The 22,878-nt window shown below is 68.4% G+C and carries 24 protein-coding genes; 13 read left to right on the top strand and 11 right to left on the bottom strand.

The window, feature by feature from the left end; translation table 11 throughout:
• The first annotated feature begins 1 nt into the window (after position 1).
• Entirely contained in the window at positions 2–175 is a 174-nt protein-coding gene (gene rpmF, locus JK358_RS13585; protein WP_201947475.1) for a 50S ribosomal protein L32, read from the top strand.
• A 173-nt stretch (positions 176–348) separates the two neighbouring features.
• Here rpmF and JK358_RS13580 read toward each other — a convergent pair whose 3' ends face one another.
• Positions 349–1,386, bottom strand: a complete 1,038-nt coding sequence (locus tag JK358_RS13580) for a DUF1906 domain-containing protein (RefSeq protein WP_201947472.1) — start codon at positions 1,384–1,386, stop codon at positions 349–351.
• Between the two features lie 183 nt (positions 1,387–1,569).
• Between JK358_RS13580 and JK358_RS13575 the strand changes: the two genes are divergently transcribed.
• Positions 1,570–2,349 carry a VOC family protein gene (locus JK358_RS13575; protein WP_201947469.1) on the top strand — a complete coding sequence of 260 codons (780 nt, stop codon included), beginning with the start codon at positions 1,570–1,572 and terminating at the stop codon, positions 2,347–2,349.
• Between the two features lie 30 nt (positions 2,350–2,379).
• Here JK358_RS13575 and JK358_RS13570 read toward each other — a convergent pair whose 3' ends face one another.
• From JK358_RS13570 to JK358_RS13545, 5 genes are read right to left on the bottom strand one after another with little or no spacing between them, the layout of a single operon-like run.
• Positions 2,380–3,183 (bottom strand): MHYT domain-containing protein, encoded by an 804-nt coding sequence (locus tag JK358_RS13570; RefSeq protein ID WP_201947468.1) that lies wholly within the window; start codon positions 3,181–3,183, stop codon positions 2,380–2,382.
• Between the two features lie 42 nt (positions 3,184–3,225).
• Positions 3,226–3,927: a GTP-binding protein gene (locus tag JK358_RS13565; protein WP_201947466.1), complete on the bottom strand. Its 702-nt coding sequence runs from the start codon at positions 3,925–3,927 to the stop codon at positions 3,226–3,228.
• On the bottom strand, positions 3,908–4,279 hold the full coding sequence (locus JK358_RS13560; RefSeq protein ID WP_181583666.1) for a DUF742 domain-containing protein: 372 nt from the start codon (positions 4,277–4,279) through the stop codon (positions 3,908–3,910). The genes JK358_RS13565 and JK358_RS13560 overlap by 20 nt, the downstream gene beginning before the upstream one ends.
• 10 nt (positions 4,280–4,289) lie before the next feature.
• Complete coding sequence (locus JK358_RS13555; RefSeq protein WP_201947464.1) at positions 4,290–4,700, bottom strand: roadblock/LC7 domain-containing protein; 411 nt, start codon at positions 4,698–4,700, stop codon at positions 4,290–4,292.
• Positions 4,697–8,038, bottom strand: coding sequence for an ATP-binding protein (locus JK358_RS13545; RefSeq protein ID WP_232851268.1), 3,342 nt, complete (start codon positions 8,036–8,038; stop codon positions 4,697–4,699). The genes JK358_RS13555 and JK358_RS13545 overlap by 4 nt, the downstream gene beginning before the upstream one ends.
• A gap of 331 nt (positions 8,039–8,369) precedes the next feature.
• On the opposite strand from JK358_RS13545, the gene JK358_RS13540 reads away from it, so the two are divergent.
• The 9 genes from JK358_RS13540 (at position 8,370) to JK358_RS13500 (ending at position 16,924) form a co-directional block, all read left to right on the top strand.
• Positions 8,370–9,059: a response regulator transcription factor gene (locus JK358_RS13540; protein WP_201947462.1), complete on the top strand. Its 690-nt coding sequence runs from the start codon at positions 8,370–8,372 to the stop codon at positions 9,057–9,059.
• 77 nt (positions 9,060–9,136) lie between these two features.
• Positions 9,137–10,555 (top strand): HAMP domain-containing sensor histidine kinase, encoded by a 1,419-nt coding sequence (locus JK358_RS13535; protein WP_201948353.1) that lies wholly within the window; start codon positions 9,137–9,139, stop codon positions 10,553–10,555.
• Between the two features lie 751 nt (positions 10,556–11,306).
• Positions 11,307–12,647: a S1C family serine protease gene (locus JK358_RS13530; RefSeq protein ID WP_232851310.1), complete on the top strand. Its 1,341-nt coding sequence runs from the start codon at positions 11,307–11,309 to the stop codon at positions 12,645–12,647.
• A 98-nt stretch (positions 12,648–12,745) separates the two neighbouring features.
• On the top strand, positions 12,746–13,240 hold the full coding sequence (locus JK358_RS13525; protein WP_201948350.1) for a MogA/MoaB family molybdenum cofactor biosynthesis protein: 495 nt from the start codon (positions 12,746–12,748) through the stop codon (positions 13,238–13,240).
• Positions 13,237–13,470 (top strand): hypothetical protein, encoded by a 234-nt coding sequence (locus JK358_RS13520; protein ID WP_201948458.1) that lies wholly within the window; start codon positions 13,237–13,239, stop codon positions 13,468–13,470. Before JK358_RS13525 ends, JK358_RS13520 begins: the two co-directional genes overlap by 4 nt.
• A gap of 305 nt (positions 13,471–13,775) precedes the next feature.
• Positions 13,776–14,450, top strand: a complete 675-nt coding sequence (locus JK358_RS13515) for an MspA family porin (protein ID WP_201947458.1) — start codon at positions 13,776–13,778, stop codon at positions 14,448–14,450.
• A gap of 66 nt (positions 14,451–14,516) precedes the next feature.
• Positions 14,517–15,194, top strand: coding sequence for an MspA family porin (locus tag JK358_RS13510; protein ID WP_201947455.1), 678 nt, complete (start codon positions 14,517–14,519; stop codon positions 15,192–15,194).
• Between the two features lie 317 nt (positions 15,195–15,511).
• A complete protein-coding gene (locus JK358_RS13505; protein WP_201947453.1) occupies positions 15,512–16,192 on the top strand; it encodes an MspA family porin in 681 nt (226 codons plus the stop codon).
• A gap of 63 nt (positions 16,193–16,255) precedes the next feature.
• A complete protein-coding gene (locus tag JK358_RS13500) occupies positions 16,256–16,924 on the top strand; it encodes an MspA family porin (protein WP_201947450.1) in 669 nt (222 codons plus the stop codon).
• A gap of 68 nt (positions 16,925–16,992) precedes the next feature.
• Here the strand turns inward: JK358_RS13500 and mscL are convergent, their stop codons facing one another.
• From mscL to JK358_RS13475, 5 genes are all read right to left on the bottom strand, one after another.
• Complete coding sequence (gene mscL, locus JK358_RS13495) at positions 16,993–17,409, bottom strand: large conductance mechanosensitive channel protein MscL (RefSeq protein ID WP_201947448.1); 417 nt, start codon at positions 17,407–17,409, stop codon at positions 16,993–16,995.
• 43 nt (positions 17,410–17,452) lie between these two features.
• The gene (locus JK358_RS13490) at positions 17,453–18,448 is read right to left on the bottom strand and encodes a cytochrome c oxidase assembly protein (protein ID WP_201947446.1); all 996 of its coding nucleotides are present in this window, start codon (positions 18,446–18,448) and stop codon (positions 17,453–17,455) included.
• A gap of 73 nt (positions 18,449–18,521) precedes the next feature.
• A complete protein-coding gene (locus JK358_RS13485) occupies positions 18,522–19,157 on the bottom strand; it encodes an SAF domain-containing protein (protein ID WP_201947443.1) in 636 nt (211 codons plus the stop codon).
• A 185-nt stretch (positions 19,158–19,342) separates the two neighbouring features.
• Positions 19,343–19,639 carry an FmdB family zinc ribbon protein gene (locus JK358_RS13480; RefSeq protein WP_201947442.1) on the bottom strand — a complete coding sequence of 99 codons (297 nt, stop codon included), beginning with the start codon at positions 19,637–19,639 and terminating at the stop codon, positions 19,343–19,345.
• A 70-nt stretch (positions 19,640–19,709) separates the two neighbouring features.
• Positions 19,710–20,297 (bottom strand): 5-formyltetrahydrofolate cyclo-ligase, encoded by a 588-nt coding sequence (locus tag JK358_RS13475; RefSeq protein ID WP_201947439.1) that lies wholly within the window; start codon positions 20,295–20,297, stop codon positions 19,710–19,712.
• A 250-nt stretch (positions 20,298–20,547) separates the two neighbouring features.
• Here JK358_RS13475 and JK358_RS13470 point away from each other — a divergent pair, with 250 nt between their 5' ends.
• Positions 20,548–21,486, top strand: a complete 939-nt coding sequence (locus JK358_RS13470; protein ID WP_201947436.1) for a UTP--glucose-1-phosphate uridylyltransferase — start codon at positions 20,548–20,550, stop codon at positions 21,484–21,486.
• A 50-nt stretch (positions 21,487–21,536) separates the two neighbouring features.
• Positions 21,537–22,796, top strand: coding sequence for a molybdotransferase-like divisome protein Glp (gene glp, locus JK358_RS13465; RefSeq protein WP_201947434.1), 1,260 nt, complete (start codon positions 21,537–21,539; stop codon positions 22,794–22,796).
• The last annotated feature ends 82 nt before the right edge of the window (positions 22,797–22,878 follow it).

Below are 22,878 nucleotides of genomic sequence, written 5' to 3'. Positions count from 1 at the left end.
CATGGCTGTTCCGAAGCGCAGAATGTCGCGGGCCAATACCCATGCCCGGCGTTCGCAGTGGAAGGCGACGCCGCCGGATCTGATTCCGGTCAAGGTCGACGGCGTCGTGCATCAGGTGCCGCGCCGCATCGCGAAGGCCGTGCGGCTGGGCCTGGTCGACGTCACCAAGCTCTGAAAAGGCGAGGGCGGGCCGGCGGCGAAAAAGTCTTCTCAAAGTTGTGAATTCGTGGCCTGGCGACGGTATTCTCGTGGCCGAGGGCGGGTTCTCCTGATTACCGGAGAACCCGCTCATCGCCACTTCAAGGCCGGTTTACCCGCCATCTACGATCCCATACAAAATCCGGCAAATCAGCCAATTGGGCTGTCGGATACGGGTTTACGCCCGTTCGATCCCGGTATTTGTCCGCTTTGCGCGATTTCGCGCGCGGAACTGTTCGGGCCTTCGCCCCAACCGGGCAGCGGTAGATCCGGAAGCAGCTGTTCCAGTTTCGCCAGCTGTTCGGCGAACAGGGTCGCCGGGCCCTCGATGAGCGAGAACGGGAACGGCCAGTGGTGGTGCCCGGACAATCGCGACACCTCCTCCTCGAGTTCGGCGGTCGTCGCCTCCAGTTCGCTGATTTCCGTGCGCAGTTCGTCGATCTTGATCAGGGCCGCGGCCAGCGCGTCCACCACCGTCCGGTTGCGGCCCTCGGCATCGGTGCCCAGTTGCGGCCAGCCCGACAGACCCGGTCCGCGCAGCTGGATCTGGATGTCGCGCAGCATCTCTTCCTGTTCCGGGGTCAAGTCCGGTTCCTCCTGTTCGAAATCCCACTGCCCGAAATCGACGGGGTAGGCGTGGTTCACATCGCACTGCACCCCGTCGACGTAGACCTGTTCACCGGTCTGCAGCATGGCGATGCGCGGATCCCGGTTGGTGCCCGACCACGCCACGGTCTGCCAGGCCCAGGTAGCGGTGCCGGCGTCCAGCGCCCGGCTCACCGGCCAATATCCGCCGTAGATACCGGTGTTCGCGCGGCCGAGCACACTGGCCGCGCCATCCAGGTAGGCGTTGATGGGCTGCTGCTGTTGCGGGGTGGCGTCGAAATCGGCGGAGAAGTAGATCGGCCGGTCGGTACGCCCGCCGCAGCGCAGCACCTGCGCCAGGGCGGCCCGCGCGTCGGTGACGCCCGCGCCGTAGCCGTCGAGCATACGGGCGGCGGTGGTCTCCCAGTTGGACACGATCGACACCCCGTGGGCGCGCAGGTCGTCGGCCTCGGCGGGGGTGAGCAGCTTGCCGGGGAGTGAGGGACCGCCGGGGGACAGGTAGCGGACCACGAAGTCGTATCCGGCTGCTCGGATGGCGCTCGCGGCGGGCCGGCCTGCCGCGTAGTCAAGCCCGAAACGCATGAGTACCACTGTAATTCGCGAGACACGCCGAGCGCGCCGCATTGCGGAAGTCGGGGGTGCGAGCAGCGGCGAAGCCCGGACATCGGCGGAGGCGAGTGGTTGACTGTGGGTGGCCGTGTGATCGGCGTCACTCCGTTTCGCGCGGTCGTCCTGATTGACCGATTGCTCAGAAACGGAGAAACGATGCCTGTACGCGACGAGGCGTGGCCACCTGGAACACCGTGCTGGGTCGACTGCCAGGTCGACGATCCCGCGAAAGCCGGTGAGTTCTATACCGAACTGTTCGGTTGGGATGTTCTAGGTGGCGGGGACGAGTCGGGCGGATATCTGATGGCGCTGCGCGACGGGCAGGCCATCGCCGGGATCGGACCGAAACCCCAGATCGGCATGCCCTCGGTGTGGACGACGTACTTCGCGGTCGCCGACGCCGACGCCACCGCCGAGCAGGTGACCGCCGCGGGCGGCACCCTGCTGGTACCCGCCTTCGACGTCATGGAATTCGGCCGCATGTTCGTGGCCGCCGACGCCTCCGGCGCACCGTTCGCGGTATGGGAGGCGCGGGCGCACAACGGCGCAGCGGTGCACAGCGAGCACGGCGCCTACGTCTGGAACGATCTGCACACCGGCGACTACGACACGGCGAAAGCCTTCTACAGCAGCGTATTCGGCTTCACCTACACCGAATACGACGATCCCGGCGTGCATTACGCCACCTTCACCCCGCCCGAGCGCGGTGAACCCGTCGGCGGCATCAACGACGACACGGTGAACGGCGCGGCACCCGAGCAGCCGTACTGGCTCACCTGGTTCCAGGTCGACGGAATCGACGAAAACCTCACGCGTGCGAGCGAACTCGGCGCGACAGTGCTCATGCCCGCCCAGGACGGACCGTTCGGCCGGATGGCCGTGCTGGCCGCCCCGCAGGGCGAGGTGTTCGCGCTGCTCGAGCCCGCCCGCGGCTGAAGACCGCTCGGCCGCGGGCGAAAACACGGCTCAGCGAGTGGATTTCGCCGCCCGTGACGCCGCCGCCAGCGAGGTGGTGGGCGCGGTCTGCGGGATGACCGGCGCGAGCCGCCGCGCTTCCCGACGGTCGGGCGCGATCAGGATCGCGGTCACCGGCACCGCCAGCGAAAGGGAACTGACCACCCAGAACGGCACGAAATAGTTGAACAGGTCCGCACCCGACGGCGCGTCCGCGGTCTGGTCGACATATGCCTCGAGTCCCCACATTCCGACCAGGTGCATGGCGACCGCGAGCAGGCCGTAGACGAGGGATCCGGCCAGCAGCAGCCGCCGCTTGTGCGCGCTGTAGATGAGCCACATCATGGCCGCCGACAGCAGCGCCGCCACCGCGAACACGCCGGCCATGGCCAGCGCGCTCTGATCGACGCTGCCGCGAATCCGGATGCCCGACACGAAGATCAGGTGCACGCTCGCCATACCGACGGCCATGATCACGCCGCCCGCCGCCAGCCGCACCCAGTTCCGGGAGCGACCGGCCACCAGCAGCGCGACGAACGCCGCCGAACCGGACAGCGCGGAGGCGAGGATGACCATGGTCTCGTCGTAGTGCAGCTTGCTGCCGGGCACCTGCAGTCCGACCAGCGTGATGAAGATCGGCATGCCGACCCCCGCCCCGCCGAGGGCCGCGCCCGCGACGAACAGCCACACCGTCCGGAATCGCGCCGTCTCCGACTTTTCGGACTGCCGGATACAGGCCAGCCCGCAGGCGGCCGCGATCGCCGAGAAGAACAGGGCCAGGCCGACGACCCAGTACCCCATCGAGAAATAAGTCACCCGTAACCCCTGCTGCCTTCGTACCGCTAGGTATCTGAATACCTAGACGTTCCTGCTCGTTTCGCGCTGCGCGGCCATCAGCCGCTCGATCGCGTACTCGGTGACCGCGGCCAGCGACCGCCGCACCTCCTGCGGATCGCGCGCGTCGATATCCACGATCGGGACGCCCTCGCGCACGCTCAAGGCCTCACGCAGTTCGGCGACCGGGAAGCGCGGTGCGTCCGGGAACCGGTTGACCGCGATGAGGAACGGCAGCTGCTTGGCCTCGAAGAAGTCCACGGCCGCGAAACTGTCCTCGATACGCCGGGTGTCCACCAGCACCACCGCGCCGATCGCACCCTTGATCAGGTCGTCCCACATGAACCAGAACCGGCGCTGTCCGGGCGTGCCGAACAGGTACAGCACCAGGTTGCCGGGCAGGATGATGCGGCCGAAATCCATGGCGACCGTGGTGGTTTCCTTACCGGGCGTGGCGGCGAGGTCGTCCACGCCGTCCGACATGCCGGTGACCATCGCCTCGGTGCGCAGCGGCACGATCTCCGAGACCGCGCCTACGAAGGTGGTCTTGCCCGCGCCGAAACCGCCCGCGACCACGATCTTGGTGGATGCGGTGCGGGACTCGTCGCCCGGACGCGGCGGGTACTGCGGCAGACCCGAACTGGTCGTGTACTGCGGCAGACCCGAACTCGTCGTGTACTGCTGGCCGCCTTTGTAGCCCCCGCCGTCAAAGGGCCCGGAGTCCATGCAGTGTCCTCTCCATCAAAGATCGTCGCTCGTCGAAGGTGGCCTGATCGCTCAGGGTGGAGTGCACGCGCAGCGTTCCGGCGACGACGAGGTCGCCGATCACCACGCGGATCATGCCCAGGGGCCGCTGCAGGTGGGCCGCGATCTCGGCGACCGACAGGCGGGCGGTTCCCATGCGCAGGATCTCGGTGCGGATGTCACCCGCGGGCCAGTCGAAATGCGCCGTGTAGGACAGGGTTTCGACGACCGCCTCGAGCGGCAGATCCACTGCCGGTTCGGTGCGGCCGGAGGTCAAAGCGTAGGGGCGGACCCGGGTGGGTGGCCGGTTGCCGCCGCCGTTGGGAGTGCTCATAACCGCCTCATCAGGAGGCGGAGCGGGCGGTGGCCTGGACCACCGATCCCACCCGGTCCACGAGCAGCGCCATCTCGTAACCGATGCGGCCGATATCGTGCTGCTTGTTGGCCAGTACCGCCAGGTGCGAGCCGTTGCCGACGGTCATGACCAGCAGGTAGCCGCGCTGCATCTCCACGATGGACTGCATCACCTTGCCGCCCTCGAAAAGCTGTGCGGCGCCGCTGGACAGGCTCGCCAGACCGGCGGTGACGGCCGCAAGCTGCTCGCCGCGATCGGACGGCAGATGCGGGCTGGTGGCCTGCAGCAGGCCGTCCGCGGAGACCAGAACGGCGTGCGAGACTCCCGGAACCTCCCGGGTGAACCGGGTGACCAACCAGTTCAGGTTGTCATCGGTCGTGGTCGTCGATGCGTCGGTCATACATGCCCTCCGTCGTCGTTGTGCTCGGCGTCGGCCCGCCCGGAGCGGACGCCGCTGAGATGCCTGGTCAAGCTGCTGCGAATCTCATCCGGATTGCGCGCGCCGCCCTCGTCGTCCTGTGCCACGCCGCCCGGCACCAGCTGGGCGCCCGGCCGCCGGATCGGCAGCCCGCCCTGGGTGCGGCCGGTCGTGGTGGGGTTGGCGGCCTCCTCGGCCGCGGCCCAGCCGGCATCCGAGGACGACGACCACGCCGCTCCGGACTCACCGCCGGCGGCGGCGGGTTCCACCAGCCACTCCGACACCATGCGCTGGAAGATCGGCGTCGGCGCGTCGCCGACCGGCCGCAACCCCGCCTGCGGGGCCGCGGGCCGCTGCGGCGCGGCAGGCGCCGGGCGCCCGCCGTTCTCGCCACCCGCGCCGCCGTTGGCGCCGGTGAAGCCGTTTCCATTTCCACCTTCGGCGGTGCGGCCGCCGAACCCGGACCCGCTCTGCGGGCCTGCGGCGCCGTTGCCGCTGAAACCGTTGCCATTGCTGTTGCCGTTGCCGGCCATCCGGCTGGGAAGGCCCGAACCACCCTGTGTACCACCGGCACCCGCGCCGGTCCGCTCACCAGCGGGCTTCCCGTCGGCGGCCCCGAATCCGGAGCTGCCGCGTCCCGCCGTTCCGGCATTGGCCTGTCCGATCCCGGGCAGCCCCGGATTCGTCTGGCCGCCACCGATTCCGAGACCGCCACGGCCGTCGCCCGCGCCGCTGTCCTGGCCGCCGATCCGGCTGACCTGACCGAAACGGTCGCTGCTCGGACCGTTGCGGTCGGCGGAGCCGTTGCCGAACCCGTTGCCGTCCAGGCTGAATCCGGTGTCGCCGGGCGCGCTGTCGAAGCGAGCGCTCGCGGTGACGTCGGCCGCGGCGGGCTCGCCGCGGACGGGTTCGAAGTCGCCGGTGTTGGGGGTGGCGTCGAATCCGCCGGTCGCACCGTTTCCGAAAGCCGGTGCGGCCGCGGGTTCCTCGGTGTTGTGGCTGGGGATCGGCGTGATCGGGGTGACGGTTTCGGAGCGGTTGCGCCAGTAGTCGGCCTGGTACTGGGTGGTGACCGGGTCGACCGGGGCGTCGTCGGCGGGATCCGAATGTTCGGTGAACGCGTCGGCGAAGCTGTAGGACTGGGTCTGTTCGCCGACGTATCCGGTGGTGGCCGGTTTCGCACCCGGGTATCCGGAGCCGACCGGCTGGTCGTCCGGGTAGCCGGTGACGACCGGCTGCTCGCCGGTGTTGTCGGTGAGATCGACGCTGCCCGGCCGGCGTTGCGGCAGACCGGAACTGGTGACGCCGAAGCGCGGCTGCTGCTCCCGGGGCTGTTCCGGCGGGTTCGCGACCGGCATGAGGCGCGGTTGCCCCACCGCCGGCGCCGAGATGGCCGGATTGGCGACCGGCGCGGCGCCGGCCATCGCGTACTGGCCGGTCGCGTCGGTGCCGCCGTTGCGTTCCGGCGCGGGCGAGACGAGGGTGCCCGGCAGGTGGACGCTGGCGGTGATACCCGGCTGCTGCACCATCGCCGAGGTGCGGCGCAGGCTGACCGTGATGTTGTGCCGCTTGGCGAGCCGGCCGACGACGAAAAGACCCATGCGGCGGGCGGTCTCGACATTGACCTCGCCACCGGAGGCGAGCCGGTCGTTGATGGACTGCAGATCCTCGGCGTTCATGCCGAGACCGCGGTCGGTGATCTCGATGAGATAGCCGCCGTCCACCGCCCGTGCCACCGACACCGCCACCGGAGTGGACGGCGGGGAGTAGCGCAGCGCGTTGTCGATCAGCTCGGCCATCAGGTGCTCGACGTCGACGGCGGGCTCGCCCGCGACGATGCCGTCGGGCACGGTGCCGATCTCGACGCGCTGGTAGTCCTCCACCTGGGAGACCGAGGACCACAGCATGTCCGACAGCGGCACCGGCGCGAGATGTCCACGGCGCAGCGCGGTTCCGGCGAGCACCAGCAGGTTGTCGCCGTTACGGCGCATACGCGTGGCGAGGTGGTCGAGGCGGAACAGGGACTGCAGCCGCTCCGAATCGTCCTCGTCGCGTTCCAGTTCCTCGATGAGCGAGAGCTGCTGCTCCACGAGGGACTGGCTGCGGCGCGACAGCGTCTCGAACATGTTGCCGATCTGCAGGCGCAGTCGCGCCTGTTCGGCGGCGAGGTGGAGCGCCTGCGCGTGGATGTCGTCGACGGCGCGGGCCAGCTGGCCGATCTCCTCGGTGGTGTGCACGTCGACCGGGGTGATCTCCGGCGTGGCGCCGCCGTTTCGCACGGTTTCGAGTTCCTGCGGCAGGTCGATGTGCGCGACCTGCAGCGCGTCGCGCCGCAGGCGGCGGACCGGGACGACCAGCGAGCGGGCGACCACGAGCGCGATGGCCAGACCGGCCAGCAGCATGCCGACCACGATCGAGGTATCGCGGAGCACGTTGTTGCGGGCCTCGGTGGTGAGCTCGGCCAGCTTGTCGTCCAGCTTCTCCGCGATCCCGAGGGATTCGGTGGAGTAGGCGTCCATGCTGGCGCGGATGCTCTCCTGCATGCCCGGCGCGGTGCCCGGATCGGCCGGGTTCGAGGCCAGCAGGCCGATGCGGGCCTGCGCGGACTCGTTGAGCGCCTTGGCGTTCGGGGCCATCGCCGGATTGATGCCGCTGTACACGCCGAGCATGGTGATCTCGGCGCCGATCACGGTGAGCAGTTTGACCCGCGTGATCGGATTGCGCGTGATGTCGGGCGAGGCCAGCATCATGCGCTGTTCGGTGAGCAGGCGCTGGGCCGTGATGGCCGTGCCGACCTGAAGGAACAGCGGCTGCACCCGGGAGTCGGAGATCGCGTCCGACTGGTTGAGCGCGGCCTGCACCTTGGTCGAAAGTTGCTGCACCTGTTCGGTGATGGTGGCCGCCGCACCGGTCCGCAGGTTGTTGCGCATGGTCTTGGCCAGACTGATCGCCTGGGTCAGCTGATCGACCACGGCCACGTCGGCTTTGGACGCGCGCAGCTGTGATTCGAGATCGGCGACCGCCTGATCGAATTTGCCTGTCGCGGTGTCGAGGGCCGGATCGGTCTCCGGATTGCCGTAGCCGGCTATGGCCGTGACGGCGAGTTCCTCTGCGGCGGCCTCGAACTTGATGGTCGGCCGGAAGAAGGCCGCCTGTTCGGTGGCAGTGCGCAGTTTGTCGATGGTCTGCAATTCGCTGTCGATACGCAGTACCGCGAACGTCGAGGCGAGCAACACCGGGAGCACCAGTACGATGCCGACCTTGCGTGTGACGGGCCAGTTGGACAGGCTGAATTGCCAGGACCGGGGTGTCGCTTCCATCCCGCTTCCGTCGCCTCCGCTTTCACGAGTGACCCCCGGGCTGTATGCGGTTGTGGGGCTTCGGGGTCGAATCCCGCGCGGAACCAACTAGAGGTCTTTTTGTACGGCCTGCAACATACCGCGTGAGCTGAGTAACGGCAATTCGGACTACCTTTCGTATGTCAATACGAAAGCTGGCCCCGCGCAACGTCTTTCGATCAGGCATACCCGGCGAATAGGTACGCGGATTCGCACATGCGGTGAAAGGCGCAGGTCATAGCGCCGAGCCTCCCGGCGTGTCGAATGCGACCTTCTCAGTCACTTCTCAGTCGCTCTGGGCAGACTGGACCCCATGCGCATTCTGGTAGTCGACGACGACCGCGCGGTCCGGGAATCGCTACGTCGTTCGCTGACCTTCAACGGGTACACCGTCGACCTCGCCGTCGACGGACTCGACGCCCTCGAGAAGGTCACCGGGCAGCGTCCCGACGCCTTGGTACTCGATGTGATGATGCCCCGCCTCGACGGCCTCGAGGTGTGCCGCCGACTCCGCAGCACCGGCGACGATCTGCCGATTCTGGTACTCACCGCACGCGATTCGGTCTCCGAACGCGTCGCCGGACTCGACGCCGGCGCCGACGACTACCTACCCAAGCCCTTCGCCCTCGAGGAACTGCTGGCCCGGCTGCGCGCCCTGCTGCGTCGAACCTCCGTCGACTCCGGCAACGAGGCGTCGGAGACCATGAAGTTCGCCGACCTGTCCCTGGACCCCGTCACCCGCGAGGTCTGGCGCGGCGAACGCGCCATCAGCCTCACCCGCACCGAGTTCTCGCTGCTGGAAATGCTCATGGCCAATCCGCGCCGGGTGCTCACCCGCAGCCGCATCCTGGAAGAGGTGTGGGGCTACGACTTTCCGACCTCCGGCAACGCGCTCGAGGTGTACATCGGCTACCTGCGCCGCAAGACCGAGGCCGACGGTGAACCGCGGCTCATCCACACCGTGCGCGGCGTCGGCTACGTGCTGCGCGAGACGCCTCCGTAGGGGCCGGGCTCGTGGGTAGAACCGTCTCCCGGCGGACCGGCGTCGCCGCGCTCACGCAGCGGCAGGAACCGGCGGACATGCGCCCGCCCATGCCGCTCACCAGTTCGGTGTCGCTGCGCTGGCGGGTGACGCTGCTGGCCGCCTCGGTGGTGGCCGTGGCCGTCGCCTTCACCTCCATCGCGGCCTATGCGATGGTGGCGCGCTCGCTGTACAACGAGGTCGACAATCAGCTGCGCACCCGGTCCTCGGTGCTGATCGACAACAACGTGGATTCGATGAATCCGCTGCAGCTGCTGTTCTGGGGCAGCCTGTACTCCAACGACATCGGGGTCGCGCTCATCTACCCGGACGCGCAGCTCGACGACAATCGCGTCAGCTACCCGATCGGCCCGCCCATCGGCAAACAGGAGATGGCGGTAGCGCGCGGGGAACTCGCGTACTCGCTGCGCACCGTCGACAATCAGCGAGTCCTGGCCCGCCGCACACACTCCGGCTCCACGCTGGTGGTGTCGCAGCGCCTGCAGCCCACCCGGGAAGTGCTCGACCGGCTGGCCTGGCTGCTGTTCGTGGTCGGCGGCTGCGGCGTCATGCTGGCCGCCGCGGCGGGAACCGCGGTGGGCCGCACCGGATTGCGGCCCATCGCCCGGCTCACCGCCGCCACCGAACGCGTGGCGCGCACCGACGACCTGACCCCCATTCCGGTCACCGGCGACGACGAATTGGCAAGGCTCACCGAGAGTTTCAACACCATGCTGCGCGCGCTGGCCGAATCCCGGGAAAGGCAGCGCAGATTGGTGGCCGACGCGGGCCACGAACTCAAGACCCCGCTCACCTCGCTGCGCACCAATATGGAGTTGCTGATCGCCTCCAGCCGCCCCGGCGCACCGCAGATCCCCGACGAGGACATGGCCGAACTGCGCTCGGACGTGATGGCGCAGATCGAGGAATTGTCCACACTGGTCGGCGATCTCGTAGACCTGGCCCGCGAGGACGCCCCGGACGCGGTCTACGAGCAGGTCGATATGGCCGATGTGGTGGAACGCGCGCTCGAACGCGCACGCCGCCGCCGCGTGGGCATCGAATTCGTGGCGGAATTGCGCCCGTGGCTCGTCTACGGCCACGAGGCCAGCCTGGAACGCGCGATCCTCAATGTGCTCGACAACGCGGCCAAGTGGAACGCCTCGGGCGAGCAGGTGCACGTCACCATGCGCGAGGTGTCGCACGGGCTGCTGGAGATCGCCGTCGACGACGCCGGGCCCGGTATCCCGCCGGAGGAGCGCGAGCTCATCTTCGAGCGCTTCTACCGGGCCACCTCGGCCCGCTCCATGCCCGGCTCCGGACTCGGGCTGGCCATCGTGAAGCAGGTGGTCACCAAGCACGGCGGCACCATCGCCGTGGAGACCTCGCAGCGCGGCGGCGCGCGCATCAACATCGTGCTGCCCGGTGAGCCCGGCGCCCCCGACGACTCCCCGGCCACCGGCCCCGCCGCCGGGTAGTGTCAGCCGTGCCTGCCGCAGAACCGGAAGCGCTCGAAAGCTCGGGGAAAAGCAAGCACGGTCTCAGTCCGCTCTCAGTCCACAAGGCCAGGCTTGGCCCAGAGACTCGAGGAGAAACGAGAAAATGACCGAGGATTCGAAGGACACGCGGGGCACCGGACCCGAGGGAACCCCGGGCAGCCCCGCCCAGCCGGACGGCAGCACCCCCGCCCCGGCCCAGTCCAGCCCCGCTCAGCGCCCCACCGACCTATCCGGCTCCACCCCCGCATCGCTCGACCCCGCCGCCCGCACCCCATCCGGCTCGGCGCAGGGCAGCGGTGCGAGCGCCCCCGCCACGCCGCCCGATGACCCCTACGGCGCTCAGGCGCACGGCACGCTCGCGGGCTCCAGCGCGCAGGCACAAGGTGCGTCGGATGCGGCCAGCGGGTCAGGGGCCTTCAGTGCCCAGCCGCAGAGCGCTTTCGGTGACTCCAGCGGGCGGGAGCAGAGCGCGTCCGCCGGGGCCGGTGCGCAGCCGCACGGTGGTTCGGTCGGTGAGCCGCAGCGCGGTTCGGAGTGGAGTCGCGGATACGGCGAAGGCGCGCAGCGGCAGCCGTTCGACGGGTTCGCCGATGCCACCCCGTCGCAGGCCGTCGAGCCGGCCGCGCCGCAGTCGCCCGGTGCGGCCGCGTCGCCATCCTCCGGCGCGGGCGCGGGTCATGCCCCCGCCGCGCCGGGATTCGGTGCGGCGCCGGTGTTCTCGGGCGGGGCGATGCACGGTGGCGCGCCCACCCAGCAGTTGCCGCCGGTCGGCGCCTTCGGGCAGCAGGCGTACTCCGCGTCGGGGGCGGGGTACGCCCAGCCGGGCGGGCATCAGCCGACCGAGCCGATCTTCGGTGCGCCCGGGCAGCCGGGCGGGCCGGGGACCAGCTACCCGGGGCTTCCGGGCGTTCCCGGGGCACCGGGCGGGCCGGGCGCACCGGCTGGGCCGGGAGGCGCTGCGCCGAAACGGAATTCGAAGACCGGTCTGGTGGCCGGTGCGATCGTGCTGGCGTTGCTGAGCGGTGGCATCGGCGGTGCTGTCGGATCGCTGGCCACCCGCGACAGCGGCCGCCCGGCGGTGACCAATGCCCTCGACGGCCCGCGCACCAATGTCAGCGGCGTGGTGAGCGCACCGGCCGGCTCGGTGCAGGCCGTCGCCCAGAAGGTGGTGCCGAGCGTCGTCATGATCCGCGTCGCGGGCAACAAGGCCGAGGGTGAGGGATCCGGTGTGATCCTGTCCTCGGACGGCAAGATCCTCACCAACAATCACGTGGTGAGCGGCGCCGGCCCGAACGCCAAGATGGAGGTCGCGTTCAGCGACGGGAGCACCGCTCCCGCCACGCTGATCGGCGCGGACCCGGTCTCGGACCTGGCGGTCATCAAGGTCGACAAGCAGGGCCTGACCCCGGTCGAACTCGGCAACTCGGCCAATCTCCAGGTCGGCGAGTCCGTGGTCGCCATCGGGTCGCCGCTCGGCCTGGCCGGCACCGTGACCACCGGCATCGTCTCGGCCCTCAACCGCCCGGTGTCCACCAGCGGTGAGGCCGGTTCCACCGGCACCGTCATCAACGCCGTCCAGACCGACGCCGCCATCAACCCCGGCAACTCCGGCGGTGCGCTGGTGGATATGCAGGGCAAGCTGATCGGCATCAACACCGCCATCGCCACCCTCGGCGTCGCGGAGGCCGCGGGCGCGCAAAGCGGTTCCATCGGACTCGGTTTCGCGATTCCGGTCGATCAGGCCCGCCGCGTCGCCGACGCGCTGATCAAGAACGGCAAGGTCACCTACGCGCAGATCGGCGTGAAGGTGCGCGGCGCCGACGATGTGAACGGCGCGCGCGTCCTCGAGGTGACCCCCGACGGCCCGGCGGCCAAGGCGAACATCCCGAACAACTCCATCATCACGAAAGTCGATGACACGCCCATCGATTCGGGCAACGCGCTCATCGCCGCGGTGCGCTCGCATCAGCCGGGCGACAAGGTGAAGATCACCTACACCGATGAGCAGGGCAACAATTCCAAGACCGTCGAGGTGACCCTCGGCGAGGCGACGGCGGAAGGCGGCCGATGATGCAGCACGAGAACAGCCGGGTTCCCATGCCACAGATCCGGGTCAAACCCGACGGGGAGTGGGAGCTCTTGTCCGACAAGGGCGCTACGGTGAGCACCATGGAAATCGATGCCGCTGTGGCCGGCCGTGCACTTGTCGTGGTCGTCGACGACCGAACCGCCCATGGCGGGGTGGATTCGCTCGGTCCGCTGGTCACCGAACTACTCACCGAGGCAGGCTTCCTCGTCGACGCCTCCGTCTCGGTGCAGGCCGACGAGGTCGAGATCCGCAATGCCCTGAACACCGCGGTGATCGGCGGTGTCGACCTGGTCATCTCGGTCGGCGGCACCGGCATGTCCCCGCGCGATGTGACCCCGGAGGCCACCGAGGAGGTGCTCGACCGCGTGCTGCCCGGCATCAGCGAGGCGTTGCGCTCGTCCGGACTGGCCTCGGGTTCGCTGGACGCGGGCCTGTCGCGTGGTCTGGCCGGTGTCTCGGGCAGCACGCTGGTGGTGAACCTGCCGGGTTCGCGCGCCGCCATTCGTGACGGCATGGCCACGCTGGGTCCGCTGGCGAGCCGCGTCATCGACGAGCTGTCCGGTCTGGCGGAATGACGTCAGACGCTGATCGGCCCGAGGCGGCCGATTCGTCTTCCGACGAGCCCCGTCCGGCACCGCGCCGGGCGGGGCGTCGTCGTCTCTCGGCCGCCGACGCGGCCAGGCTCGCGCGCATTTTCGGCGATCCGCTGCCGTCCACCACGCGCGACGAGCGCTCGCCCGAACCTGATCAGGGCCAGTCCTCCGACGACTGGTTGCGCTCCCAGGTTCCGCCGCATCACGGCTGAGGCCCCTATCACGGGCACATCTCCGCGCATCACGCGCACATCTCGGGCGCTTCGGCCCAATTGATTTGCTGTCTATTAGCACAGTGACTCGCACTGCTCGCGCACACTCTTGTTGCTAAGTGATTGCTGTTGTGACTATGGTCGCATGCGAGTCACAAAACCTACGGGTCTTAAGGGTTTGGGCTGAGTGCCTGCACTTTGCTTGTCGTGCTTGCTCTTGCTTCGGTGGGGAATCTGACCGCGTAGCGACTCCTTTGCGGCATCGGTGGTCGATGTCCGTACGGAAGAACCTGATGAGGGAAAATATGCGCGAGAATCGCACCGCTCGTGGTGCCCACCTTGCCCGTGCCGCCGGAATCGGCGCGGCCGCAACCGTGGTGCTCGGACTCCTGTCCACTGGCGCCGCGAATGCCGACACCTTCGTACCGTTGCCGGACGGTCAGAAGGCTGGAGCAGGCGTCACCATCACCCGCAACGGCGAGCACGCCGTGATCTCCCCGTCCCTGGCAGCCAACGGCGCCGGACGGACCGCGTGGCTCAGCGGCAATGTGGTCGCCGACGTCACCGCCACCCCCGCCGGCGAGGTGGGCCCGAACAACGGCCCGACCAACAGCCACGGATCCAACAACTCCTCCACCCACGGCGCCTCCCGCCTGAGCACCGGCTACATCGTCGGCTGCCAGGTCAGCCTGGCCGACAACGCCATCTCGGCGGGCGCAGGCGCCAGCGCCAGCCTCACCGGCGGCGGCGTGAGCGGCTCGCTCGGCCTGAACCTCGGCCCCGGCGAGGTCAAGTTCGTCGGCATCGACGGCAAGGACATCCTGAAGCCGGGCACCTACTCGGTCGAGTACCAGGACGTGCCGATCGAAATCCAGGGTTGCGCGGGCTACGCGCAGGCGCGCGCGTACACCGTCGTCGAGATCATCGGCGATCACTACTCGAAGACCACCCTCTACGGGCAGCCGTTCAGCCTCGGCTGACGCTGGTCCGCAGACGCCCCAATTCTCTACTCGCGTAAGCGAATTCAACCCTAGAGGGAATTCATCATGAGCATCCGCAAGACCGTGGCCCGCGTGGCCGGTGTCGGCGTTGCCGCCACCGCCGCCATCGGCCTGTTCTCCACCGGCGCCGCGAACGCCGACACCTTCGTGCCGCTGCCCGGCGGCGCCATCACCAAGACCCTGTCGGACGGCACCGTCGTGACCGTGCGCATGGTCGGCGAATCCGCCAATATCAACCCGTCGCTGGGTTCCACCCCGCTGCACCGCAACGCGTGGGTTTCCGGTTCGGCGCAGGTCGACATCTCCGGCAACAACAGCGGTGTCGGCGGCAAGATCTACCCGGGTTACGTGGTGGGCTGCCAGGTCAATATCGCCGGTGGCGGCGCCTCCGGCGGCGCCGAGGGTTCGGGCGAGGTCAGCGGCCAGTCGGTCACCCCCAAGGCGGGCGCCAATGTGGGCGGCAACCTGACCCTGGGCCCCGGCCAGTCCAAGGCTTTCTTCATCCTCGATCAGGAAGCGCCGGACGACTTCGGTTCCGAAGCGCACTACGCGCGCAACAAGTTCCAGGGCAATAGCGGTTCGGTTACCTGGGCCGACGAGACCATCAACCTGAACGGTTGCGGTGGTTACGCCCAGGCGCGGTCCTTCGTGACCGTCAAGGTCGAGACCGACAATGTGGTTTCCGATGTGACCCTGTGGGGTCAGCCCTTCAGCCTCGGCTGATTCCTTCCCACTTCGTGGGAACAGCAACGGCCCGGTGCGATTCGCACCGGGCCTTTTGCGTATCCGGGGGTTCGGCGCGCTATTCATAGCAGGCCCCGCATAAGTACGGGCCGTTGTCAGTTGTTCAGGTTCTATCTTCTCTCACGCCTCGCGGGTCACTTCTGTGATGTAAAGTGCCCTGCGTCGCAACATATAAAGAATTTGTTAGCAGTAACACAGCGGCAACAATGTGGCGACAAACTCTACCCGGGGTTCGCGAGAACCCTTTTCAGCTCCGGTGGTCGGGGCTGACCGCAAGAAACCTGATGAGGGGAAGTATGAGCGAGAACCGCACCAACGGTCTTCGTCGCGGTGCCCGTTTTGCGGGCATCGGTGCGGCGGCGGCCGTGGCCATGGGCCTTTTTTCGACTGGTGCTGCGAATGCCGATACCTTCGTGCCGTTGCCGGACGGCCAGAAGGTGTCTCCCAGCGGGACCGTGACCATCACCCGCACGGGTGAGCGCGCGATTGTGTCGCCGTCGCTCGCCGCCAACGGCGCCGGCCGTACCGTGTGGGTCAACGGCACCGTCACCGCCGATGTCACCGAGACCCCCGAGGGCGAAGTCGGGCCCTGGAACGGTCCCCGGAACAGCCCTGGCACCAACAACTCTTCGACCCACGGTACGTCCCGGATCAGCACGGGCTACATCGTCGGTTGCCAGGTGTCCATCGCCGATGACGCCATCGGCGCCAATGTCGGCGGCGGCATCAGCACCGACGGTGTCAGTGTCAGCGGCGGCCTCGGCCTGAACCTCGGACCCGGCGAGGTCGGCTTCGTCGAGATCCAGGGCAAGGACATCAAGAAGGCGGGTGTCTACTCGGTCGAGTACATGGACGCCGAGATCCAGATCCAGGGTTGCGCGGGTTACGCGCAGGCGCGCGCGTACACCGTCGTCGAGATCATCGGCGACCACTACTCGAAGACCACCCTCTACGGCATGCCCTTCAGCATCGGCTGACGTGGCCCCAACCGTTAAAAATCTTCTCGCGCAAGCGAATTCAAACCCTGAGGGAACAAAAGAATGAACATCCGTAAGACCATGGCGCGGGTGGCCGGTGTGGGTGCCGTCTCTGCCGCCGCTCTCGGCCTGTTTTCCACCGGCGCTGCCAACGCCGACACCTTCGTGCCGCTGCCGGGCGGCCAGATCACCAAGACCCTGACCGATGGCACCGTGGTGACCGTCAAGCTGGTCGGCGAGTCGGCAGTCATCAGCCCGTCCATGGGCTCGAGCCCGGTCCATCGCAACGCGTGGGTCTCCGGCTCCGCTCAGGTCGAGCTGTCCGGCGCCAACGGCGATGTGGGCGGCAAGATCCGCCCGGGTTACGTCGTGGGTTGCCAGGTCAACATCGCCGGCGGCGGTAGCGAGGTCGGCGGCGAGGTCGGCAGCGACTGGGAGGGCAACGTCTCCGCCGGTGCCACCACCGGTGGCAGCCTGAGCCTCGGCCCCGGCCAGGCCCGCGCGTTCTACCTGCTCGACATCGAGTCCGCCGACGACTTCGGCAACGAAGACCACAGCGGCAAGAACAAGTTCAAGGGCTCGCACGGCTCGGTCACCTGGGCCGACAGCACCATCGGCCTGAGCGGCTGTGGCGGTTACGCCCAGGCGCGGTCCTTCGTGCAGGTGCAGGTCGAGACCGACAACGTGATGAGCTGGGTCACCCTGTGGGGCCAGCCCTTCAGCATCGGCTGATCAACTCCGCTCGATAAAGAAACGGGCCCAGTGCTTTTCGCACTGGGCCCGTTTCTTTGTGGCCACCTTCAGATTTCGTGGCGGCCGCCGCCGGATCCGTTGCCGCCGTTGCGATTCTCGGCGAGCAGATCGCGGATGTCGCGCAGCAGGTCGGTGTCGGTGAGGGCGTCGTCGGCTTTGCCCCAGCGCTGCTTGGCGTGGGTGGCGGGCAGCACCACGATGAAGTAGAGCAGGGCGGCGATGAGGACGAAGTTGAGGGCCGCGGTGATGATGGGGCCGACCGCTACGAAGGTGGCGGGTTTATCGGCCACCAGTTGGAAGCCCAGGCCGAGTTCGTTGCTGCCGCCGAAGATCGCGAGCAGGGGATTGATGACGCCGTTGCTGAAGGCGGTGACGATGGCCGTGAACGCCGTGCCGATGACGACGGCGACGGCCAGGTCGACGATATTGCCGCGCATCAGGAAATCCTTGAAACCCTTGAGCATTGCCGAAACTCCTTCGGTCGTGCATGGGGATGCCAGTTGTTCGCTAAGCCTTCGGATTTTCTGAAGCATAGGGGGTCTTGCCGGATTTGTCGTGCAGAGATTCCAGGAATGCGTTGTATGCGAGTAGTTCGCTGCCACCACCGTCGCGATCGTATTTCTCGGCGATGGAACTCTCGCGCACCTCGTCGCGCCGCCAGCGGGCGGCGAACACCAGCACCACGATCAGGGCGACCGGCTCACCGTAGGACCAGGCCAGCCCGCCCGCGAGCTTCTGATCGGCGAGCACGTCCACATTCCAGCCGGCCGGCGGATCGGCGAACAGCGCCACCATGGGCGCGCTCGCCATCATGAGGATGACGCCGATGAACACGTGCAGCGGCATCTCCACGAACAGGTCGAAGAACCGGCCCAGATTGGTCTGCCGGAACGGCAGCGGACCCGTGGACAGCACGGGCACGATGAACAGCAGCCCGCCGGCCAGGAAGAACACCTCCAGCGCGAGGTGTCCCGCCAGATTCGAACCCACCACATCGAGGATCGAGGTCAGGTAGACGGCGTAGTAGCTGAACAGGAACACCGGAATCGTGAACCCGTGATGCAGCAGCACCCGCGCGGCGCGGCTGCGCAGGGCCGTCAGCGCCGCCCCCAGCACCAGCCTGCCCACCCCGTGATGCGGTGTGGCCCGCAACAGCAGCACGCCGGGCGAACCCAGCACCCACAGCGGCGGAATCAGCATCGACAGCGTCAGATGCTGAAACATCCACGCGCTGAACAGGCGGAACCCGTAGCCCTCGATGGCCAGGCCGGTGACCAGGAACAGCGCCAGGCAGCCGCTCAGAAAGCTGGCCGTCCGCCACCACGCCCACGCGCGCCCCGTTTCCCGCATCCGCAGCACGCCCCGGATGTACAAGAGCGCCAACGCGATCGCCACGACGGGCAGCAGTGGTACGTGCTGCGGATTCCACGCCAGCATGGCCCCGATCGACGGCGGTGCGTCCGGTAGGTGGATGGACCCGGCGAGCGGCGGCATGGCAATCATCGCGGCCGACCATAGCCGATTGTTTGCTTATGCGCATGCCTGAATATGACTACCGTATTCGTCGCGGCGACGCTCAATGAAAGACCACCGTCAGCGCGGTATGCAGCGAAGCCGCCGCGACAATCGCCGCCCGCCGCGCGTCCAGCGCCACCAGCACGACTCGTTCCCCCTGCCCCCGTTCGCTTTTCGGGGCGGAGATCAGCACGACAGCCGCGTCGGTGGCCAGCAGTCGCGCGGGCCGCCCCGCCGCGCCGTCCTCGGCGGCGGCCACCACATCCACCCGATCCCCGCTCCGGAGAATGTCCGCAACAGCGTTGTCCGCCAGTCGAACCGGCACAATCCGCGCATCGGCGGACCCACCCGCCACCGCCGCCAGCCGCGGCCCCACCACCCGCAACTCGGTGATCACCTCACCTGCTCCCAAAGCCCCGGTGAGTGTTCCGCCGATCAACCGTTCGGCCTCGCGGACAACCCCCGCGGGCAGCGTGTCCGCCGCCCGTTCGACAACCCGCAGGTCCCCGCTGCGCAACACATGACCGGGCGGCAGATCCCGCGTCGCGACCAGGGTCGTATCCCGCCGATCCCCGGGGTCGCCCCGCATCGCCACAACGGCCGCGAGCAGGCACAATCCCACGGCTGCCACGCGGCGTACAACCATGCTGTCGGCCCACACGGGCCGCAATCGAGTGATGAACTCCAGCCGGGACATGACGCGCAGCCTACGATCGCGGCCCTACCCCGAGAGCTGCGAAACCTCCCGCATCGGACACCCTGTGGATAACGAAAGCCCTGTGGAGAAGACGGCTTTCGTATCTCCGGCCCGCGCCGCCGAACGCGGGGGTCCGGGGGCAACGCCCCCGAATCCCGCTTCCCTTCGCGCCGCAGGCGCGGCCGTCAGGCGGCGGAGGTGCTGCTGGGGGTGCTGGACGCGGTCGACGTGGAGGGGGCCGACGGGGTCGAGGTGGAGCTGCTGTCCGAGGAGGCCGCCTTCGCGGGCTCGCTGGAGGTGGACCCGTTGCGCGAGTCGGTGCGGTAGAAGCCGCTGCCCTTGAAGACGATGCCGACGGAGTTGAAGAGCTTGCGCAGCTTGCCGCTGCACGCCGGGCAGACCGTCAGTGCGTCTTCGGAGAAGGACTGCACGATGTCGAACTTGTTGTCGCACTCGGTGCACGCATACGAGTAAGTAGGCATCGGGTAACCTCCACAGTCTTCGTCGAATTAGCACTCTACAGCTGACAGTGCCAACACTGCCAATCGGGTGTCAATTCCCAGGGTCGTCGGCCAGCTCCAGCAACCCGCCGAACGGGGTGAGCGCCCATCCCATTCGATGGTCGTGCGGCTCTTCCGGCAAATGGTCGACGAGTTCATCGTCGCGTACGACCGCAATCAACCGCGCATCGGCACGGCACTGCGCCAAACTCCGGTCGTAATATCCGGCCCCGCGCCCCAATCGCACGCCCCGGCGATCCACCGCCAATGCGGGAATCAGCAGCGCGTCGGCCTTCGCCAAGGCATTCGCGATCGGCTCCCCGGCCGGTTCGCGCAATCCGAATCGCCCGCGCCGCAAGCCTTCCGGCCCGGTGTACTCGGCCCATTCCAGCGGCCCGGGTTCCCCGGTCACCGGCAGCAGCACCCGCGCACCGCCCGCGCGCAGCGCGTCGAGCATGGCGAGTGCGCCCGGCTCCCCGCCGACGGGCACGTACGCGCCGACCCAGCCGAGTGTGCCGAGGTTCATAACCCCCGTGGTCAGCGCGGTTGCCTCACGTTCGCGCTGCGCCGCGGACACCTGTTTCCGGCGCGCGAGAATCTCCTCCCGCCATGCCTTTTTGTCCCGCTGACCGTCGCTCACCTCCTCACGATAGGTGCTGTGGTGATCGGCATGGTTTGCCGGTGCGCCGGCGGGGAACGCCCACACAGAACCGTTCAGTTCGTGTGACGAAAAGTCGTTGCGGGTGCGAAACCCCGCGCGAGGTGCGAAGTTGAATGCACGGTCGGGCGTTCGGTGCGCCCGTGCTCGCCGTGCCCCTTAGGCTCTCGGGGATGCCGAGGCGGAGATGAAGGACGCTCCGGCACAAGTGACGGATGGATAGGGTGAGCTCATGACAGCTAATGGCGGCGGAACCGAGTCATGCTTCCGCACCGCGGTGGTGCCCGCGGCCGGGCTCGGCACGAGGTTCCTGCCCGCGACCAAGACGGTGCCCAAGGAGTTGCTCCCGGTGGTCGACACCCCGGGCATCGAACTGGTCGCCGCCGAGGCCGCGGACTCCGGCGCCAATCGCCTCGTCATCGTCACCTCGCCCGGAAAAGACGGCGTGGTAGCGCATTTCGTCGAGGATCTGGTGCTGGAGAGCACCCTCGCCGAGCGCGGCAAGTTCGCGCTGCTGGAGAAGGTGCGCAAGGCCCCGGGCCTGCTGGACGTCACCTCGGTGGTGCAGGAGGAGCCGCTCGGCCTGGGACATGCGGTGGCACAGGCGGAATCGGTCCTCGACGCGGACGAGACGGCGGTCGCCGTGCTGCTACCGGACGATCTGGTGCTGCCCTCGGGCGTGCTCGCCGTGATGGCCAAAGTGCGTGACACGTACGGCGGTTCGGTGCTGTGCGCCATCGACGTGCCGAAGGACCAGGTCAGCGCGTACGGCGTCTTCGACGTCGAAACCCTGCCCGGCGCGTCCGCCGATGTGCTCAAGGTGAACGGCATGGTGGAGAAGCCCGCCCTGGCCGACGCTCCCTCCACGTACGCCGCGGCCGGCCGATACCTGTTGGACCGCGCGATCTTCGACGCCCTGCGCCGCATCACCCCGGGCGCGGGTGGTGAACTCCAGCTGACCGACGCCATCGCCCTGCTGATTTCGGAAGGTCACCCGGTACACGTCGTGGTCCACCGTGGGTCGCGGCACGATCTGGGCAATCCGGGCGGTTATCTTCGTGCTGCGGTCGATTTCGCTTTGGAACGAGAGGAATACGGCCCGGCCCTGCGGGAGTGGCTGGAGCAGCGACTCGCTCCGGGCTGGAATCCGCAGCTCACCTCGCCCGAGTGAGGCTACGGCCGTTGCTGGATGTGCAGTGCGCGTAATCAGGGAAGGGCGGAATGCGCTCGGTTGAGGATCAGCAGATCAAGGTGACCGCGGCGGCCGTCGCGCCACGACCGGTCCGGGTCGCGATCTCGGAGGCCCAGGGTTTGCTGTGCGCCGAGGATGTGGTCACCGAACGCCCGCTGCCGGGTTTCGACCAGGCCGCCATCGACGGCTACGCGGTGCGCAGCGTGGATGTGTCGGGTGCGGGCGCGGATATTCGCGACGAGGACGGTGAGCCCGTCGACCTGACCCTGCCGGTGGTGGGGGAGGTGGCGGCCGGCTCCCGGCAGCCGATCCGGCTGCAGCCGCGTCAGACCGTGCGCGTCGACACCGGCGCACCGTTGCCCACGCTCGCGGATGCCGTTCTGCCGCTTGATTTCACCGATGGCGGGCGCGCCCGGGTGAAGGTGTACGAGACGGTGCGCTCGGGCGATTACGTGCGCCGCATCGGCGACGATGTGCAGCCGGGGGATCTGGCCGTGCGCGCGGGCACCATCATCGGTCCCGCGCAGGTGGGTCTGCTGGCCGCGGTCGGCCGCGACAAGGTGCTGGTGCATCCGCGTCCGCGCCTGTCGGTGCTGTCGGTGGGCGGGGAACTGGTCGATATCGACCGCACGCCCGGCCCCGGGCAGGTCTACGACGTGAACTCCTACGCGCTGGCCGCCGCGGCGCGCGACGCGGGCGCGGATGTGAACCGGGTCGGCATCGTGAGCATGGATCCCAAGCGCCTGCGCGATGTGGTGGAGGGCCAGCTGGTGCGCTCGGAGGTCGTGGTGATCGCGGGTGCGGTCGGCGGCTGGGCGTCCGAGCAGGTGCGTGAGGCCCTCGAGGGTCTCGGTGAACTGGAGATCACCCGGGTGGCAATGCATCCGGGTTCGGTGCAGGGTTTCGGCCTGCTCGGCCGCGACGAGGTGCCGACCTTCCTGCTGCCCTCGAATCCGGTTGGCGCACTGGTGTGTTTCGAGGTGATGGTGCGCCCGCTCATCCGGATCGCGCTGGGCAGAAGGCATCCCATGCGCCGCATCGTGCGGGCGCGCACCATCCTGCCGATCGCCTCGATTCCGGGTCGCCGGGGATATCTGCGCGCGCAGCTCATGCGGGACGAGCAGACCGGCGACTATCTGGTGCAGCCGCTGGGCGGCCCGAACGGTGCGTCCTCGCATCTGCTGGCCACCATGGCGGAGGCCAACAGCCTCATCATGGTGGATCCGGATGTCACCGAGGTACGCACAGGTGACGAGGTTCGGGTCGCGTTTCTCGCGCAGCGTGGGTGAGGCCCGGCATGAGCGAGTCAGGCCCGAAGGAGGCAGCTTGCGTAACCACGCAGGGCCCTCGGGCATGCCTGAGGGGTACAGC

It is taken from the genome of Nocardia acididurans (genome assembly GCF_016741815.1).
Classification (GTDB): domain Bacteria; phylum Actinomycetota; class Actinomycetes; order Mycobacteriales; family Mycobacteriaceae; genus Nocardia; species Nocardia acididurans.
Note: the sequence above shows the minus strand (reverse complement) of the source record. Positions and strands in the feature narration are given on the sequence as shown.

What these genes read in the sequence shown, in the direction of transcription:
- JK358_RS13565 (WP_201947466.1), bottom strand. Translation starts at nt 3,927, where the DNA reads ATGGACTCCGGGCCCTTTGACGGCGGGGGCTACAAAGGCGGCCAGCAG.
- JK358_RS13545 (WP_232851268.1), bottom strand. Translation starts at nt 8,038, where the DNA reads ATGGAAGCGACACCCCGGTCCTGGCAATTCAGCCTGTCCAACTGGCCC.
- rpmF (WP_201947475.1), top strand. Translation starts at nt 2, where the DNA reads ATGGCTGTTCCGAAGCGCAGAATGTCGCGGGCCAATACCCATGCCCGG.
- JK358_RS13580 (WP_201947472.1), bottom strand. Translation starts at nt 1,386, where the DNA reads ATGCGTTTCGGGCTTGACTACGCGGCAGGCCGGCCCGCCGCGAGCGCC.
- JK358_RS13535 (WP_201948353.1), top strand. Translation starts at nt 9,137, where the DNA reads ATGCGCCCGCCCATGCCGCTCACCAGTTCGGTGTCGCTGCGCTGGCGG.
- JK358_RS13530 (WP_232851310.1), top strand. Translation starts at nt 11,307, where the DNA reads ATGCACGGTGGCGCGCCCACCCAGCAGTTGCCGCCGGTCGGCGCCTTC.
- JK358_RS13515 (WP_201947458.1), top strand. Translation starts at nt 13,776, where the DNA reads ATGCGCGAGAATCGCACCGCTCGTGGTGCCCACCTTGCCCGTGCCGCC.
- JK358_RS13575 (WP_201947469.1), top strand. Translation starts at nt 1,570, where the DNA reads ATGCCTGTACGCGACGAGGCGTGGCCACCTGGAACACCGTGCTGGGTC.
- JK358_RS13505 (WP_201947453.1), top strand. Translation starts at nt 15,512, where the DNA reads ATGAGCGAGAACCGCACCAACGGTCTTCGTCGCGGTGCCCGTTTTGCG.
- glp (WP_201947434.1), top strand. Translation starts at nt 21,537, where the DNA reads ATGCGCTCGGTTGAGGATCAGCAGATCAAGGTGACCGCGGCGGCCGTC.
- JK358_RS13525 (WP_201948350.1), top strand. Translation starts at nt 12,746, where the DNA reads ATGGAAATCGATGCCGCTGTGGCCGGCCGTGCACTTGTCGTGGTCGTC.
- JK358_RS13560 (WP_181583666.1), bottom strand. Translation starts at nt 4,279, where the DNA reads ATGAGCACTCCCAACGGCGGCGGCAACCGGCCACCCACCCGGGTCCGC.
- JK358_RS13490 (WP_201947446.1), bottom strand. Translation starts at nt 18,448, where the DNA reads ATGATTGCCATGCCGCCGCTCGCCGGGTCCATCCACCTACCGGACGCA.
- JK358_RS13485 (WP_201947443.1), bottom strand. Translation starts at nt 19,157, where the DNA reads ATGTCCCGGCTGGAGTTCATCACTCGATTGCGGCCCGTGTGGGCCGAC.
- JK358_RS13500 (WP_201947450.1), top strand. Translation starts at nt 16,256, where the DNA reads ATGAACATCCGTAAGACCATGGCGCGGGTGGCCGGTGTGGGTGCCGTC.
- JK358_RS13510 (WP_201947455.1), top strand. Translation starts at nt 14,517, where the DNA reads ATGAGCATCCGCAAGACCGTGGCCCGCGTGGCCGGTGTCGGCGTTGCC.
- JK358_RS13555 (WP_201947464.1), bottom strand. Translation starts at nt 4,700, where the DNA reads ATGACCGACGCATCGACGACCACGACCGATGACAACCTGAACTGGTTG.
- mscL (WP_201947448.1), bottom strand. Translation starts at nt 17,409, where the DNA reads ATGCTCAAGGGTTTCAAGGATTTCCTGATGCGCGGCAATATCGTCGAC.
- JK358_RS13540 (WP_201947462.1), top strand. Translation starts at nt 8,370, where the DNA reads ATGCGCATTCTGGTAGTCGACGACGACCGCGCGGTCCGGGAATCGCTA.
- JK358_RS13480 (WP_201947442.1), bottom strand. Translation starts at nt 19,639, where the DNA reads ATGCCTACTTACTCGTATGCGTGCACCGAGTGCGACAACAAGTTCGAC.
- JK358_RS13520 (WP_201948458.1), top strand. Translation starts at nt 13,237, where the DNA reads ATGACGTCAGACGCTGATCGGCCCGAGGCGGCCGATTCGTCTTCCGAC.
- JK358_RS13470 (WP_201947436.1), top strand. Translation starts at nt 20,548, where the DNA reads ATGACAGCTAATGGCGGCGGAACCGAGTCATGCTTCCGCACCGCGGTG.